Source organism: Halomonas elongata DSM 2581 (genome assembly GCF_000196875.2).
GTDB lineage: Bacteria > Pseudomonadota > Gammaproteobacteria > Pseudomonadales > Halomonadaceae > Halomonas > Halomonas elongata.
Genome location: NC_014532.2, coordinates 3,222,213 through 3,238,804, shown reverse-complemented (window position 1 = coordinate 3,238,804; position 16,592 = coordinate 3,222,213). Strand labels below are relative to the sequence as shown.

Sequence of the window (16,592 nt, the reverse complement as noted above, 5' to 3'; positions counted from 1 at the left end):
CTGTCCGAAAAGTGCCTGCCTTCGCTCGTCGACTTTTCAGGCAAGGCCTAGGAAGGCCTCTTTCCAACCATTCGCACGACGACGCCCGCGCCTTGCCGCGGGCGTCGTCGTTTCGGGGTGTCCGTTCGCGTGTCTTGCATGAATTCGCATGCCATATGCCATATCGGCATGGGGGTTCGTGAGGGTATGCGACTAAAGTCTCATCATGGGTGATGAGGCTCAGAGTGTCGAGCCAACGCTTTGCAAACTGTTGAGTTGGTAGGCTTTTTTTATTGAGCGGGCGTGCAAGTCACGGATTTGCTGGAGAAAACGCGGGTAGTGGAGGGGCGAGGGCGTTGCGTTGAGAGTAGGGGCTGGCTATTCTGGACGGCCTTTTGCCGTGCAGTCTAGAGACCCGATCAGCGTCTCTGTGTAAAAAGAAAAACATAAAAATATAACACATAATTTCTGCAAATAAAACTCTTCGTAGCTGAGGCACGTCCATGAACCGAGGTCTCCACCAGCCCGACGAATTCCGTGACAACTGTGGGTTCGGCTTGATCGCCCACATGGAGGGGCAGGCCAGCCACGACTTGCTGAAGACCGCCATCGAGTCGCTGACCTGCATGACACACCGTGGCGGCATCGCCGCCGATGGCAAGACCGGCGACGGCTGCGGCCTGTTGCTGAAAATGCCCGAGTCCTTCATGCGCGAAGTGGCGCGTGAGGCGCTCGGCGTCGAACTGGGCGAGCGCTTCGCGGTCGGCTCGATCTTCCTGCCCGACGACGATGCCCGGGAAGCGCAGGGGCGGGAAACCCTGGAAGCCGAACTGACCAAGCGCGGCTTGAACGTGCTGGGCTGGCGCGAGGTGCCGGTGGACCCCAGTGTCTGTGGTCCCATGGCGCTGGATTGCCTGCCGCGCATCCGGCAGCTTTTCGTCGAGCCCGGCGAGGAGACCGGCGACACCTTCGACGTCGACCTGTTCATGGCGCGCCGTCATGCCGAGCAGGCCCTGCGCGACGAAGAGGACTTCTATGTCTGTTCGCTGTCGCCCGAGGTGGTGTCCTACAAGGGGCTGGTGATGCCGGTGGATCTTCCCGCCTTCTATCACGACCTGGGCGATACCCGCCTGGAGACGGCCATCTGCGTCTTCCACCAGCGCTTCTCGACCAACACCGCGCCGCGTTGGCCGCTGGCCCAGCCGTTCCGGCTGCTGGCCCACAATGGCGAGATCAACACCATCCAGGCCAACCGTGGCTGGGCCAACTCGCGCAAGGAAAACTTCACCAGCGAGCGGCTGCCCGACATCGCCGAGCTCGACGAGATCGTCAACACCACCGGTTCCGACTCCTCGAGCATGGACAACATGCTCGAGGTGCTGCTCACCGGTGGCATGGATCTGCATCGGGCGGTGCGCATGATGGTGCCGCCGGCCTGGCAGAACGTCGAGATCATGGACGGCGACCTGCGTGCCTTCTATGAGTACAACTCCATGCATGCCGAGCCCTGGGACGGTCCGGCCGGCGTGGTCATGACCGATGGCCGCCAGGCGGTCTGCATGCTCGATCGCAATGGCCTGCGCCCGGCGCGCTGGGTGATCACCCGCAATGGCTACATCACCCTGGCTTCCGAGATCGGCACCTACGATTATCGGCCCGAGGACGTGGTGGCCAAGGGGCGTGTCGGCCCCGGCCAGATCCTGGCCGTGGATACCGAAACCGGCGAGGTCCTGCATACCGAGGACATCGACTCGCGACTCAAGTCGGCCTATCCCTACAAGCGCTGGCTCAAGCAGGAGGCCAGTTACCTGGAATCGGCGCTCACCGAGCTGGCGCGCTTCCAGAACATGGATGCCGATACCCTGGCCGTGCAGCAGAAGATGTTCCAGATCAGCTTCGAGGAGCGCGACCAGATTTTGCGTCCCCTGGCCGAAAGCGGTCAGGAAGGGGTGGGGTCCATGGGCGATGACACGCCCATGGCGGTACTCTCCACCAAACAGCGGCTGCTGACCGACTATTTCCGCCAGAAGTTCGCCCAGGTCACCAATCCGGCCATCGATCCGCTGCGCGAGGCGATCGTGATGTCGCTGGAAAGCTGCATCGGCGCCGAACTCAATGTCTTCAAGGCAACGCCGGAGCATGCGCATCGCCTGATTCTGACCACCCCGGTACTGTCGCCGCGCAAGTTCACCGCCCTGGTGACCCAGGAAGACCCGGCCTTCGCCAGTCAGACGCTGTCGTTGGCCTACGATCCCGAGACCACCGGGCTCAAGGACGCGTTGCAGGCGCTTTGCGCCGAGGCCGAGAAAGCCGCCCGCGGCGACAAGGTGCTGCTGGTGCTGTCCGACGCCAATCTGGAAAAGGGACAGTTGCCCATTCATGCCGCCCTGGCGGTGGGTGCGGTGCATCATCACCTGGGACGCCTGGCGTTGCGCCCCCGCGTCAACCTGATCGTCGAGACCGGCTACGCCCGCGATGCCCACCAGATGGCGGTGCTCTTCGGGGTGGGCGCCACGGCGGTCTACCCATGGCTGGCCTATCAGGTCATGGCCGACATGCATCGCACCGGCGAGCTGGTCGGTAACCCCGCCGATGCCCGGGAAAACTATCGCAAGGGGTTGCAGAAGGGGCTGTTCAAGATCCTCTCGAAGATGGGCATCTCGACGCTGGCCTCCTATCGTGGCTCTCAACTGTTCGAGGCCGTGGGCCTGGCGTCCGAGGTCATGGACATGTGCTTCACCGGCATGGCCTCGCGCATCGAGGGCACCGGCTTTGCCGAGCTGCAGCTGCAACAGGAGCTGCTGGCCAAGGATGCCTGGAAGCCGCGCAAGAGCATCTCCCACGGCGGCCTGATGAAGTATGTGCATGGCCACGAGTACCACGCCTACAACCCGGATGTGATCAAGGCGCTGCAGGAGGCCGTGCAGGAGGGCGATTACACCAAGTGGAAGAAGTTCGCGGCCCTGGTCAACGAGCGCGATCCGGCCACCATTCGCGACCTGCTCAGGCTCAAGCCTGCCGAGACGCCGGTGCCGCTGGAGGAAGTGGAACCCGTCGAGAACCTGCTGCCGCGCTTCGACAGCGCCGGCATGTCGCTCGGCGCCCTGTCGCCGGAGGCCCACGAGGCTCTGGCCCAGGCCATGAACGAGACCGGTGGGCGCTCCAATTCCGGCGAGGGCGGCGAGGATCCGGTCCGTTACGGCACCATCCGCAGCTCCAAGATCAAGCAGATCGCTTCCGGGCGTTTCGGGGTCACGCCGGCTTACCTGGCCAATGCCGAAGTGCTGCAGATCAAGGTGGCCCAGGGCGCCAAGCCCGGCGAAGGCGGCCAGTTGCCGGGCGGCAAGGTCAACGAACTGATCGCCCGGCTGCGCTATGCGGTGCCCGGGGTGACGCTGATCTCGCCGCCGCCGCACCATGACATCTATTCCATCGAGGACCTGGCGCAGCTGATCTTCGACCTCAAGCAGGTCAATCCCGACGCCCAGGTCTCGGTCAAGCTGGTGTCCGAGCCCGGCATCGGCACCATCGCCACCGGCGTGGCCAAGGCCTATGCCGACCTGATCACCGTCTCCGGCTACGACGGCGGCACGGCGGCGAGCCCGCTGACCTCGATCAAGCACGCCGGCAGCCCCTGGGAGCTCGGCCTGCCCGAGGTTCACCAGGCGCTGCGCATCAACGGCCTGCGCGACAAGATTCGCCTGCAGACCGATGGCGGCCTGAAGACCGGCCTGGACGTGATCAAGGCGGCAATCCTCGGCGCCGAGAGCTTCGGTTTCGGTACCGCGCCGATGGTCGCACTGGGCTGCAAGTACCTGCGTATCTGCCACCTCAACAACTGCGCCACCGGCGTCGCCACTCAGCACCAGGTCCTGCGCGACGAGCATTTCCGCGGCACGGTGGACATGGTCAAGCACTATTTCCGCTTCATCGCCGAGGAAGTGCGCGAACTGATGGCCATGCTGGGCGTGCGGCAGCTCACCGATCTGATCGGCCGCACCGATCTGCTCGAGGCGATCGAGGGCGTGACACCTTCCCAGCGCCGGCTGGACCTGTCGCCGTTGATGACCAACGACTTCGTGCCGGCCGAGGCGCCACAGTTCTGCCAGGTCGATCGCAACGTGCCCCACGATCCGGGCGCCAAGAACCAGGAAGTGCTCGCCGCCATGAAGACGGCGATCGAGCAGAAATCCGGTGGGGAGTTCGAGTTTGCCATCACCAACTGCGACCGCTCCGTGGGGGCGCTGGCCTCCGGGACCATCGCCAAGCGTTATGGCGAGGCAGGGCTCGAGGATGCGCCGGTGACCGCGCGTTTCCGCGGCGTGGCCGGCCAGAGCTTCGGGGTCTGGAACGCTCGCGGGCTCCACCTCTACCTGGAAGGCGATGCCAACGATTACGTCGGCAAGGGCATGAACGGTGGCCGGGTGGTGATCGTGCCGCCGCGCGAAAGCCGCTTCGAAAGCCACAAGACAGCGATCATCGGCAATACCTGCCTGTACGGTGCCACCGGTGGCAAGCTGTTCGCCTCCGGCACCGCCGGCGAGCGCTTCGGGGTGCGCAACTCCGGTGCCCAGGCGGTCATCGAAGGCGCCGGCGATCACTGCTGCGAATACATGACCGGCGGTCTGGTCGCCGTGCTCGGCGAGACCGGCGTCAACTTCGGCGCCGGCATGACCGGAGGGTTCGCCTATGTGCTCGACGAGGACCGCACCTTCGTCGACAAGTACAATCACGAACTGGTGGAGATCCACCGGGTCAACACCGAGGCCATGGAGGCCCATCGTCGACACCTGAGGGAAGTCATCGAAGAATTCGTCGCCGAGACCGGCTCGCAGCGCGGCCGCGACATCCTCGAGGACTTCAGCGACTTCATTCGCCACTTCTGGCTGGTGAAACCCAAGGCGGCGAGTCTCGCCAGCCTGCTGGACCAGTCCCGGCGTCAGCCGGAGTGAATGAGGCGATCAGGTTCGTACTAGAGGAGCACAGAACATGGCCAACCGCTTGAACAACGATTTCCAGTTCATCGACGTGGGTCGTCAGGACCCCGAGAAGAAGCCGGCGCGTACCCGGGCGAAGCAGTTCGCCGAGATCTACGAGCCGTACAAGCCCCAGGACGCGGCGGCCCAGGCACACCGCTGCCTGCACTGCGGCAATCCCTACTGCGAGTGGAAGTGCCCGGTGCACAACTACATCCCCAACTGGCTGCAACTGGTCAGCGAGGGCAACATCCTGGAGGCCGCCGAGCTCTCCCATCGCACCAATTCGCTGCCGGAGGTGTGTGGCCGGGTCTGCCCCCAGGACCGGCTGTGCGAGGGCGATTGCACGCTCAATGATGGCTTCGGCGCGGTGACCATCGGTTCGGTGGAGAAATACATCACCGATACCGCCTTCGCCATGGGCTGGCGCCCGGACATGTCCAAGGTCACCTGGACCGACAAGAAGGTGGCGATCATCGGCGCCGGCCCGGCGGGGCTCGGTTGCGCCGATATCCTGGTGCGCAACGGCGTCAAGCCGGTGGTGTTCGACAAGTACCCCGAGATCGGTGGCCTGCTGACCTTCGGCATTCCCGAGTTCAAGCTCGAGAAGACCGTGATGGAGCGGCGTCGGGCGGTCTTCGAGGAGATGGGCGTGGAGTTCTGCCTCGGCGTCGAGATCGGACGCGACATGCCCTTCGAGCAACTGCTCGAAGAGTATGACGCCGTCTTCCTCGGCATGGGCACCTACAAGTACATGGAGGGCGGTTTTCCCGGCGAGGACCTGCCGGGTGTGCACAAGGCGCTCGACTACCTGGTCGCCAACGTCAATCACTGCCTGGGCTTCGAGACGGACCCGGCGGACTATGTGTCCCTCGAGGGCCAGAGGGTCGTGGTGCTGGGCGGCGGCGACACGGCCATGGACTGCAATCGCACCGCCATCCGCCAGGGTGCGGCGTCCGTGACCTGCGCCTATCGCCGCGACGAAGACAACATGCCGGGCTCGCGCAAGGAAGTGGCCAATGCGCGGGAGGAAGGCGTGGACTTCCTGTTCAACCGCCAGCCGGTGGCAGTGATCGGCGAGGATCGGGTCGAGGGCATCAAGGTGGTGCGGACCCGCCTTGGCGAGCCCGACGAAAACGGTCGTCAGCGCCCCGAGGTCGTGCCCGGCTCCGAAGAGGTGGTGCCCGCCGATGCAGTGGTCATCGCCTTCGGCTTCCAGCCGAGCCCGGCACCCTGGTTCGAGACCGTGGGCATCGAGCTCGACGAGAAGGGGCGGGTCAAGGCGCCCGAGGAAGGCGCCTACGCCTTCCAGACCACCAACGAGAAGATCTTCGCCGGCGGCGACATGGTGCGTGGCTCGGATCTGGTGGTGACCGCCGTGTTCGAAGGCCGCCAGGCCGGTGAGGGCATCCTCGACTATCTGGATGTGTAAGTCCTGAACGTTGTTCAGGAGAGGGAAGGAAAAAGAGGGAAGAGGAAAGAACGCCCGGACGTGGTCCGGGCTGGAAGAGGGAAGAAAACCCGAACACCGAGCCGGCAGTCTGTCACTCGACGTTTGTGGCGGAAGCACTGATGGTCGGCGGCACCGGTGGCAGTTCGGAGCGGAGGTCCTTTTCCATGGATGGAAAAGGTAGCGCCCAGGGAAGGGTTTACAGCGCCTCCGCGTAGAACTGCCGCCGGGAAGCCGTGGCAGGACAAAATTGAGCACGAGGCCGTCATCTGCTACTCTGTGGTCCCATCCTGGCGCGGCTTCCTGCCGGGCCTACCGATCACGTTTCGACAGGTTCTCCATGACACGATATATCTTCGTGACCGGCGGCGTTGTGTCCTCACTCGGCAAAGGCATCGCGTCGGCCTCGCTGGCGGCTATTCTCGAGGCGCGCGGCCTCAAGGTCACCATGCTCAAGCTCGATCCCTACATCAATGTGGATCCGGGCACCATGAGTCCATTCCAGCATGGCGAGGTGTTCGTCACCGAGGATGGCGCCGAGACCGACCTCGACCTGGGGCATTACGAGCGCTTCATTCGCACGAAGATGACCCAGGCCAACAACTTCACCACCGGTCGTGTCTACGAACACGTGCTGCGCAAGGAGCGTCGCGGGGATTACCTGGGGGGCACCGTGCAGGTGATCCCGCACATCACCGACGAGATCAAGCGCCGCGTCTACGAGGGTGGCAAGGACTTCGATGTGGCGCTGGTCGAGATCGGCGGCACCGTGGGGGACATCGAGTCGCTGCCGTTCCTCGAGTCGATTCGCCAGATTCGCAGTGAGCTGGGCGCCAGCCGGGCGATCTTCATGCACCTGACGCTGGTGCCCTACATCAAGACCGCCGGTGAGACCAAGACCAAGCCGACCCAGCACAGCGTCAAGGAACTGCGTTCCATCGGTATCCAGCCGGACATCCTGATCTGCCGGAGCGAAGTCGACCTGGAAGAAAGCGAGCGTCGCAAGATCGCGCTGTTCACCAACGTCGAAGAGCGTGCGGTCGTGCCGCTGCAGGATGCCGATACCATCTATCGTATCCCGCTGATGCTGCACGAACACGGCCTGGACGAGATCGTCTGCGACAAGCTGCGCCTGGAGGCCGGCGAAGCGGATCTCAGCGAATGGATCCGCGTGCTCGATGCCAAGCTCAACCCGCTCAAGTCGATCAACATCGCCATGGTCGGCAAGTACATGGAGCTGCTCGACGCCTACAAGTCGCTCAATGAGGCACTGACCCACGCCGGCATCCAGTCCCGCATCAAGGTCAACATCGACTACGTCGATTCCGAGGACATCGAGCGCCACGGCCCCGAGCGACTGGCCGGCAAGGATGCGATCCTGGTCCCCGGTGGCTTCGGCGAACGCGGCGTGGAAGGCAAGATCGCCACGGCCCGCTTTGCCCGGGAAAACAAGATTCCCTTCCTGGGCATCTGCCTCGGCATGCAGGTGGCGGTGATCGAGTTCGCCCGCCACATGGCCGGCTGGGAAGACGCTAACTCCACCGAATTCACCCGCGACACCCAGCACCCGGTGGTCGGGCTCATCACCGAATGGCTCAGCCCGGAAGGCAAGATCGAGCTGCGCGACGAGGCCTCGGACCTGGGCGGCACCATGCGCCTGGGCGGCCAGGTCTGCCGCTTGGCACCGGGAACCCGTGCCCGCGAGGCCTATGGCGACGACGAGATCGTCGAGCGTCACCGTCACCGCTTCGAGGTCAACAACCAGTTCGTCGAGGGCCTGGAAGAGGCCGGCCTGGTGGTCTCGGGCAAGAGCGTCGATGGCTCCCTGGTCGAAATGATCGAGCTGCCCGACCATCCCTGGTACGTGGCCTGCCAGTTTCACCCGGAATTCACGTCGACGCCCCGTGACGGCCACCCGCTGTTCACCGGCTTCGTCAGTGCGGCACTGGAGCACAAGGCGGAGCGCAGTCGCGCCCAGTCCGCCCCACAGGAGTGAGACCGATGACCGACCCCGAACGCCTCATCGAATTCGCCGGCCTTCGGGTCGGCAATTCCCAGCCGCTGACCCTGTTCGGTGGCATGAACGTGCTGGAGTCCCGAGAGCTGGCCCTGGAGGTTGCCGAGGCCTATGTCGAGGTCACCTCCCGGCTCGGCATGCCCTATGTGTTCAAGGCCAGCTTCGACAAGGCCAACCGTAGCTCCATCCATTCCTTCCGTGGCCCCGGCCTGGAGGATGGCGTGGCGATGCTCGCCGAGATCAAGGAGCGCTTCGGGGTTCCGGTGATCACCGATGTGCACGAGCCCTGGCAGGCCGCGCCGGTGGCGGAAGTCGCCGACGTCATCCAGTTGCCGGCCTTCCTGGCCCGCCAGACCGATCTGGTGGTGGCCATGGCCGAAACCGGCGCGGTGATCAACATCAAGAAGCCGCAGTTCCTTGCGCCCCATGAGATGCGCCACATCCTGCGCAAGTGCGAGGAAGCCGGCAACGACCGCCTGATCCTCTGTGAACGCGGCTCGAGCTTCGGCTACAACAACCTGGTGGTCGACATGCTCGGCTTCGGTGACATGAAGCAGACCGGCTATCCGCTGTTGTTCGATGTCACCCACTCCCTGCAGCGCCCCGGCGGGCGTGCCGACAGTGCCGACGGGCGTCGCGCCCAGGTCGCCGAGCTGGCACGTGCCGGCGTGGCCGTGGGCCTGGCCGGCCTCTTCCTGGAATCGCACCCCGACCCCGACAATGCCAAGTGCGACGGCCCCTGTGCCTTGCCACTGGACAAGCTCGAACCCTTCCTGGCGCAACTCAAGGCACTGGACGACCTGGTGAAGGGGTTTGAACCACTCGAGATTGCCTGATTCTTTCAACGCTGACTGACTCGCTTAAGGACGACACGACCTATGACCAAGATCGTCGAACTCCGCGCCCTCGAGGTGCTCGATTCACGTGGTAACCCGACCGTGCAGGCCGAAGTGCGCCTGGAAAGCGGCGCCGTGGGCGAAGCCTGCGCGCCCAGCGGGGCCTCCACCGGCTCCCGCGAGGCCCTCGAACTGCGCGACGGTGACAAGTCCCGGTACCTTGGCAAGGGCGTGTCGAAGGCCGTGGCGGCCGTCAATGGCGAGATTCGCGAGCGCCTGCTGGGCATGGACGCCCGCGATCAGCGGGGCCTGGACGAAGCCATGCTCGAGCTCGATGGCACCGACAACAAGGCGAAGCTGGGCGCCAACGCCATCCTCGCGGTCTCCCTGGCGGCCGCCAAGGCAGCGGCCAACGCCAAGGGCATGCCGCTCTATGCCCATATCGCCGAGCTCTACGGCCAGCCGGGCCAGTACCTGATGCCGGTGCCGATGATGAACATCCTCAACGGCGGCGAGCATGCCGACAACAATGTCGACATTCAGGAATTCATGATCCAGCCGGTGGGCGCTGAGAGCTTCCGCGAGGCCCTGCGCATGGGCGCCGAGGTGTTCCACGCCCTGAAGAAGGTGCTGGCCGCGCGTGGCCTGGCCACCGCCGTGGGCGACGAGGGGGGCTTCGCGCCGAACCTCGACTCCAATGCCGAGGCACTGGCGGTGATCAAGCAGGCCGTGGCGGATGCCGGCTATGAACTCGGTCGCGATGTCACGCTGGCGCTGGATTGCGCCTCCAGCGAATTCTACCGGGATGGCCAGTACGCGCTGTCCGGCGAGGGCAAGTCCTATGACGCCGCCGGTTTCGTCGACTATCTGGCCGAGCTGTGCGACCAGTATCCCATCGTTTCCATCGAGGACGGCATGGACGAGTCCGACTGGGACGGCTGGCAGGCGCTGACCGACAAGCTCGGCGACCGCGTGCAACTGGTCGGCGACGATCTCTTCGTCACCAATACGCGCATCCTCAAGCGCGGCGTCGACGAGGGCATCGGCAATTCCATCCTGATCAAGTTCAACCAGATCGGCTCGCTCTCCGAGACCCTGGATGCCATTCGCATGGCCCAGGATGCCGGCTTCACCGCCGTCATCTCGCATCGCAGCGGCGAGACCGAGGATACCACCATCGCCGACCTGGCCGTGGGCACCAGCGCCGGCCAGATCAAGACGGGCTCGCTGTGCCGCAGCGACCGGGTTGCCAAGTACAATCGCCTGCTGGTGATCGAGCGCGACCTTGGCGAGCGCGTGGCCTATCCCGGGCGCAGCGCCATTAAAGGTCAATAAGCGGGCATTGTTGTGATTAGCTCTTCGCTTTGTAGGAGATTTCCTACAGATAGCCGAAGACATTAACGACAAAATTCCTACGAAGACCGCTGCTTTTTGCAGCGGTCTTTTTTTATCTTTTTGATATTGTGAGGGTTTTTAAAAACGGAGCCGGACGCTGCGCTCGTCATGATGCCATCGGGGCCACTTGAGAAGCTCCTCAGGCGTGCCACAATGCACTCGGGACAAGGGAGAGCGGAGCTCTTCCGGCAGGATGCCACGGGATGCAGTCTCGAGTGCGCTCGGTGTGACAGGAAGTCGCCTCCGAGCAGGGACAGCACTCGCAGGACGATGAGCGAAGGGATTCGCTCAAGGATTGGCTAGGAGCGGGCGGCCTGCGGGCCGCCTTTTTTTGTCTGATGTTCTCCTTGCGTTCATTCAAGGCAAACGCAACAGCGCCGAATGTCGAGAGACATTCGGCGCTGTTGTATTCAGCCAATGGCACGGTTCCGAGGAAACGCTGATCGAATGCCTGAGCGGCGTTCGGCGTTTTATTCAGCGTTTCCCCGAGCGTGCTTCGCTAGCGCTCCAGGTGCTCCAGCTTGCCAGTCTTGCCGTCCCACTCCTCGGCGTCTTCCGGTGGATCCTTCTTCTCGGTGATGTTCGGCCAGGTCTCGGAGAGTTCAGCGTTGATCTCGATGAACTGTTCCTGTCCCTCCGGGAGCTCGTCCTCCGAATAGATTGCCTCGGCCGGGCACTCCGGTTCGCAAAGGGCGCAGTCGATGCACTCGTCGGGATGGATCACCAGGAAGTTGGGGCCTTCATAGAAGCAGTCCACCGGGCAGACCTCGACACAGTCGGTGTACTTGCACTTGATGCAGTTTTCGGTGACGACGAATGTCATGTCTGTCTCCCTTCCTCGGGCCGGGTGGCGCCGCGGCCAGTCGGTCTCGTATGATGAATTTGGGTTATAAAAACTGTTGCTTTTATAATATAGTGAGCTTGTTGGCCCCATTTTAGTCGGGCCGCCACGCCAACCGCAAGGCGATTACAGCCTTTCCTTCCAGTGGTAGAGCCACTCCAGCGCCTGACGCGGCGTCATGTCGTCCAGTCCCAGGCTTCCCAGGCTTTCCAGCATGGGATGCGGCGCGCTGGCGAACAGGTCGGCCTGTTGCGGGGCGCTGCCTGAGGCGGCGCTGTCGTCCGTGGACAGGCTGCGCTGGCCCTGGTCGATTTCCTGCTGCTCGAGGCTGGCAAGCTTTTCCCGCGCCCGGGCGATCACTGCCTGGGGTACGCCGGCGAGCTGGGCGACCTGCAGGCCGTAGCTCTGGCTGGCCGGGCCGTCTTCCACCCGGTGCATGAAGACGATGCCTTCCTTGTGCTCCGTGGCCGTCAGGTGGACATTGGCCACGCCGCTGGCTTGTTCGGCCAGTGCGGTCATCTCGAAGTAGTGGGTGGCGAACAGCGTGAAGGCGCGACTGCGGGTCAACTGCTCGGCACTGGCCCAGGCCAGCGACAACCCATCGAAGGTGCTGGTGCCGCGCCCGATCTCGTCCATCAGCACCAGACTGTGATCGGTGGCGTTGTGCAGGATGTTGGCGGTCTCGGTCATCTCGACCATGAAGGTGGAACGCCCGCCGGCCAGGTCGTCCGAGGAGCCGATGCGGGTGAAGATGCGATCCACGGGGCCGATAGAGGCGGCGTCGGCGGGCACGAAGCTGCCGGTGTGGGCGAGCAGGGTGATCAGGGCGGCCTGTCGCATGTAGGTCGATTTACCGCCCATGTTGGGGCCGGTGATCACCAGCATGCGCCGCTCGTCATCCATGTTCAGGTCGTTGGGCACGAAAGGTGTCTCGCTGACCTGCTCGACCACCGGATGGCGGCCGCCGCGAATGCTGAAGCCTGCCGTTTCGGGCAGCTCTGGACGCACGAAGTCCAGCGCCCGGGCGCGCTCGGCCAGGGTCGCGAGCACGTCCAGTGCCGCCAGCGCCTGGCCGGTAGCCTGGAGGGTGGAAAGCTCGGCGTTGAGGTCGTCGAGCAGGCCATCGTAGAGCAGTTTCTCGCGGGCCAGCGCACGGGACTTGGCCGATAGCGCCTTGTCCTCGAATTCCTTGAGCTCGGGGATGATGAAGCGCTCGGCGTTCTTCAGGGTCTGGCGACGGATGTAGTCTACCGGCGCATCCCGGGCCTGGGCGCGGGGAATCTCGATATAGTAGCCGTGAACGCGGTTGTAGCCGACCTTGAGGCCGGGCAGGCCGGTGCGTTCGCGCTCCCGAGTCTCCAGTTCGATCAGGTAATCGCCGGCGTGCTCGGCCAGGCCGCGATGTTCGTCGAGCTCGGCGTCGAATCCTTCGGCGATCACGCCGCCGTCGCGGATCACCACCGGCGGGTTCTCCATCAGGGCCCGGCTCAGCGTATCGGCCAGCGTCGGGTAGGGATGGATGCGCCGCTTGAGATCGTCCAGGGCGGTGCCCTCGTCGAAGCGGGCCAGTTCGGCCTCGAGCTCGGGCAGGGCGTTCAAGGCGTCGCGCAGTCTGGCGAGATCCCGGGGGCGGGCGCTGTAGAGGGCGACCCGGGCCAGGATGCGTTCCACGTCGCCGATCGCCTTGAGGGCCTCGCGGGGTGCGACGAAGCCGTCGCCGTCGAGCAGGGCGGCGACGGCGGCCTGGCGACCCGATACCTGGGCGCGATCGCGCAGTGGCCGATTGAGCCAGCGCTTGAGCAGGCGCGACCCCATGGCGGTGGAGGTGGTGTCGAGTACGCTGGCCAGGGTGTTGTCGGTGCCGCCTCCCAGGTTGACGCCGATCTCCAGGTTGCGGCGGCTGGCGGCGTCGATCACCACGGCGTCGTCGCGGCTCTCCACGCCGATGGCGGTGACATGGGGCAACTGCGAGCGCTGGGTGTCGCGGGCGTAGTCGATCAGCACGCCGGCAGCGGTGATGGCGGCTTCCAGATGCGCGCAGCCGAAGCCTCTCAGATCCTGGACAGCGAACTGGTCGCACAGGGTGCGCGTGGCGCTTTCCAGGTCGAACAGCCAGTCGTTCTGCCGACGCAGGCCCCGATGCGCCTCGAGGCCGGGCGGCAGGGTCAGGCTTTCGGCGACCAGCAACTCGGCCGGGTCCAGGCGAGTCAGCTCGGCCATCGCCTCGGCTTCACCTTCGACCTCGAGCACGCTGAAGCGCCCGCTGGACAGCTCCAGCCAGGCCAGACCCCAGTGTTCGCCGGCGGCATGCAGCGCGACCACCAGGTTGTCGCGTCGGGCGTCGAGCAGCGCCTCGTCGTACAGGGTGCCCGGCGTGACGATGCGCACGACCTTGCGTTCCACCGGGCCCTTGGTGGTATTCGGATCGCCCATCTGCTCGCAGATGGCCACCGATTCGCCGGCGGCGACCAGGCGCGCCAGATAGCCCTCGGCGCTGTGATAGGGCACGCCGGCCATGGGGATCGGCTTGCCCGCCGATTGGCCGCGCTGGGTCAGGGTGATGTCGAGCAGGGCGGCGGCGCGCTTGGCATCATCGAAGAACAGTTCGTAGAAATCACCCATTCGATAGAAGAGCAGCACGTCCGGATGTTCGCGCTTGATCTTCAGATATTGGGCCATCATCGGGGTGTGCTGGGCGCTGGCCTGTGACATGGGCTTCCTTGGCTTGCCGGTGGTGATGGTGCGAAGAACGACAGAGGAATCATGGCGACGCGCATGTCATGCATGTCGCGGGCAAAGGCAGTATTCTACGCTCAAGGACGTTCGGCGTCAGGAGCGTCGTCGTCCAGTCACCAACGGTCTGGAGGACATCCCATGGCGGTACATGCCGAAAGTCCGGATCCCCTCGATCCGGCGAGACTCGCCGAGTACCTGGGACGTTTGTGCCGCGAGCGGGGCATCGTGGTCAGTACCGCGGAATCCTGCACCGGCGGTGGCGTGGCCAGCGCCATCACCTCGGTGGCCGGCAGCTCCGATTACTTCGAGACCGGCTACGTGACCTATGCCAATACCGCCAAGACGCGCCTGCTGGGTGTCTCCGAGACCATGCTGGCCGAACATGGCGCGGTCAGCCGACAGGTGGTCGAGGCCATGGTGGCCGGGGCCTGCGCCGAGAGCGGGGCCGACCTGGCCGTGGCCATCAGTGGCGTCGCCGGCCCGGGCGGCGGCACCGACGACAAGCCGGTGGGCACCGTATGGTTGGCCTGGGGCGACGGCTGGCAGCGCGCGGCCGAATGTCGGCACTTCCCCGGCGATCGCGATGCCGTGCGCGAAGCGGCGGTTCGCGAGGCGCTGGTGGGTTTGATCCGCTGGCTGACGCCGCACGAATAGCTAGCACGTGCGGGGCTGGTCGAGCGGCGCTTTTTTCGTCATACTACTGTGCAACCATACAGTGAAGAGGGCATGGCTGCCGGCCGGCTCTCGATTATTCGCTATCGCTTAGGAGGCCTGTCATGGCTCAGGACGAAAATCGTTCCAAGGCGCTGAACGCCGCGCTATCCCAGATCGATCGACAGTTCGGCAAGGGAACCGTAATGCGGCTGGGCGACACGCCGCGTGTGGCGATGCCATCGGTCTCCACCGGCTCGCTGGGCCTGGATATCGCCCTGGGCATCGGCGGTCTTCCCTACGGCCGCGTCGTCGAGATCTTCGGCCCCGAGTCCTCGGGCAAGACCACCCTGACGCTCGCGGTCATCGCCGAGGCGCAGAAGCAGGGCAAGACGTGCGCCTTCATCGACGCCGAGCACGCCCTCGATCCCAGCTATGCCGAGAAGCTCGGCGTCAATCTCGACGACCTGCTGGTCTCCCAGCCCGACACCGGTGAGCAGGCGCTGGAAATCTGCGACATGCTGGTGCGCTCGGGCGGTGTCGACGTGATCATCATCGACTCGGTGGCCGCCTTGACGCCGCGCGCCGAGATCGAGGGCGAGATGGGCGACTCCCACGTCGGCCTGCAGGCGCGCCTGATGTCCCAGGCACTGCGCAAGGTGACCGGTCACATGAAGAACGCCAACTGCATGGTGGTGTTCATCAACCAGATCCGCATGAAGATCGGCGTGATGTTCGGCAGCCCCGAGACCACCACCGGCGGCAACGCCCTGAAGTTCTATTCCAGCGTGCGCCTGGATATCCGTCGCACCGGTTCGGTGAAGCAGGGCGACGAGGTCGTCGGCAACGAGACCCGGGTCAAGGTGGTCAAGAACAAGGTAGCGCCGCCGTTCCGTCAGGCCGAGTTTCAGATCCTCTATGGCAAGGGCATCTACCACGCCGGGGAAGTGGTAGATCTGGGCGTCCAGTGTGGCCTGGTCGACAAGGCGGGCGCCTGGTACAGCTATCAGGGCAACAAGATCGGCCAGGGCAAGGCCAACGCCGCCCAGTTCCTCGAGGACAACCCGGCGGTGATGGAAGAGATCGAAAGCCAGATTCGCGCCCAGTTGCTGGCTACCCCGGAACCTCGCGAGGAAGAGAGCGAGGCCGAGGCGCCGATCGGCGAGGGCAGCGAACGCGAGGATGGCCTGCTGTAAAAGATGCGCGAAACGGCCGAGAGCACACCCCGGGACGATGCCATCCGCCTGCTGGCGCGGCGGGAATATGCCCGGGGGGAGTTGCGCGAGCGCCTGGCCGCGAAGGGCCATGCCGCCGAAGACGTAGAGGCCTGCCTGCTCGAGCTGGAAGAGCAGGGCCTGCAGTCCGATGCGCGTTTCGCCGAAAGCTTCCTGCGCTCCCGGGTTGCCCGGGGGCAGGGGCCGATCAAGTTACGTGCCGAGCTCGGTCGGCGTGGCATCGACGATGACATCGCGCGCCAGGCCTTCGCCGAGCTGGCCTCCGAGGTCGACTGGTTCGAGCTGGCCGCCGAGGTGCTGGCGCGCCGTTTCACGGGACCAGGCGAGACGCCGCGGGAGCGGGCCCGAAGGGAGCGCTTCCTGGCCGGCCGGGGGTTCGATTTCGAGCAGCTCCGGCACGCCCTGACCCATGCCTGGGACGATATCTGAGACAATCCTGCCTCCTCCCGCCCTGTCGTTGCTTGACGACTGCGCTA

The 16,592-nt window shown here is 64.8% G+C and carries 10 protein-coding genes; 8 read left to right on the top strand and 2 right to left on the bottom strand.

Features of this window, described 5'->3' with window-relative positions; translation table 11 throughout:
* Nucleotides 1–482: 482 nt before the first annotated feature.
* The 5 genes from gltB to eno all read left to right on the top strand — a co-directional run bounded on the left by gltB (nucleotide 483) and on the right by eno (nucleotide 10,593).
* Nucleotides 483–4,931 carry a glutamate synthase large subunit gene (gene gltB, locus HELO_RS15085; RefSeq protein ID WP_013333509.1) on the top strand — a complete coding sequence of 1,483 codons (4,449 nt, stop codon included), beginning with the start codon at nucleotides 483–485 and terminating at the stop codon, nucleotides 4,929–4,931.
* Nucleotides 4,932–4,968: 37 nt separating this feature from the next.
* Nucleotides 4,969–6,387 (top strand): FAD-dependent oxidoreductase, encoded by a 1,419-nt coding sequence (locus HELO_RS15080; protein WP_013333508.1) that lies wholly within the window; start codon nucleotides 4,969–4,971, stop codon nucleotides 6,385–6,387.
* 358 nt (nucleotides 6,388–6,745) lie between these two features.
* On the top strand, nucleotides 6,746–8,401 hold the full coding sequence (locus HELO_RS15075; RefSeq protein WP_013333507.1) for a CTP synthase: 1,656 nt from the start codon (nucleotides 6,746–6,748) through the stop codon (nucleotides 8,399–8,401).
* 5 nt (nucleotides 8,402–8,406) lie between these two features.
* Entirely contained in the window at nucleotides 8,407–9,258 is an 852-nt protein-coding gene (kdsA, locus tag HELO_RS15070; protein WP_013333506.1) for a 3-deoxy-8-phosphooctulonate synthase, read from the top strand.
* A 42-nt stretch (nucleotides 9,259–9,300) separates the two neighbouring features.
* Nucleotides 9,301–10,593 (top strand): phosphopyruvate hydratase, encoded by a 1,293-nt coding sequence (eno, locus tag HELO_RS15065; protein ID WP_013333505.1) that lies wholly within the window; start codon nucleotides 9,301–9,303, stop codon nucleotides 10,591–10,593.
* A gap of 559 nt (nucleotides 10,594–11,152) precedes the next feature.
* Here the strand turns inward: eno and fdxA are convergent.
* Together fdxA and mutS are read right to left on the bottom strand one after the other, a co-directional pair.
* Nucleotides 11,153–11,476: a ferredoxin FdxA gene (fdxA, locus tag HELO_RS15060; RefSeq protein ID WP_013333504.1), complete on the bottom strand. Its 324-nt coding sequence runs from the start codon at nucleotides 11,474–11,476 to the stop codon at nucleotides 11,153–11,155.
* Nucleotides 11,477–11,620: 144 nt separating this feature from the next.
* Nucleotides 11,621–14,206, bottom strand: a complete 2,586-nt coding sequence (mutS, locus tag HELO_RS15055; RefSeq protein WP_013333503.1) for a DNA mismatch repair protein MutS — start codon at nucleotides 14,204–14,206, stop codon at nucleotides 11,621–11,623.
* A 162-nt stretch (nucleotides 14,207–14,368) separates the two neighbouring features.
* On the opposite strand from mutS, the gene HELO_RS15050 reads away from it, so the two are divergent.
* The 3 genes from HELO_RS15050 (at nucleotide 14,369) to HELO_RS15040 (ending at nucleotide 16,545) form a co-directional block, all read left to right on the top strand.
* Nucleotides 14,369–14,884 carry a CinA family protein gene (locus HELO_RS15050; protein WP_013333502.1) on the top strand — a complete coding sequence of 172 codons (516 nt, stop codon included), beginning with the start codon at nucleotides 14,369–14,371 and terminating at the stop codon, nucleotides 14,882–14,884.
* A 122-nt stretch (nucleotides 14,885–15,006) separates the two neighbouring features.
* Nucleotides 15,007–16,077: a recombinase RecA gene (gene recA, locus HELO_RS15045; RefSeq protein ID WP_013333501.1), complete on the top strand. Its 1,071-nt coding sequence runs from the start codon at nucleotides 15,007–15,009 to the stop codon at nucleotides 16,075–16,077.
* Nucleotides 16,078–16,080: 3 nt separating this feature from the next.
* Nucleotides 16,081–16,545, top strand: a complete 465-nt coding sequence (locus HELO_RS15040; RefSeq protein WP_013333500.1) for a regulatory protein RecX — start codon at nucleotides 16,081–16,083, stop codon at nucleotides 16,543–16,545.
* The last annotated feature ends 47 nt before the right edge of the window (nucleotides 16,546–16,592 follow it).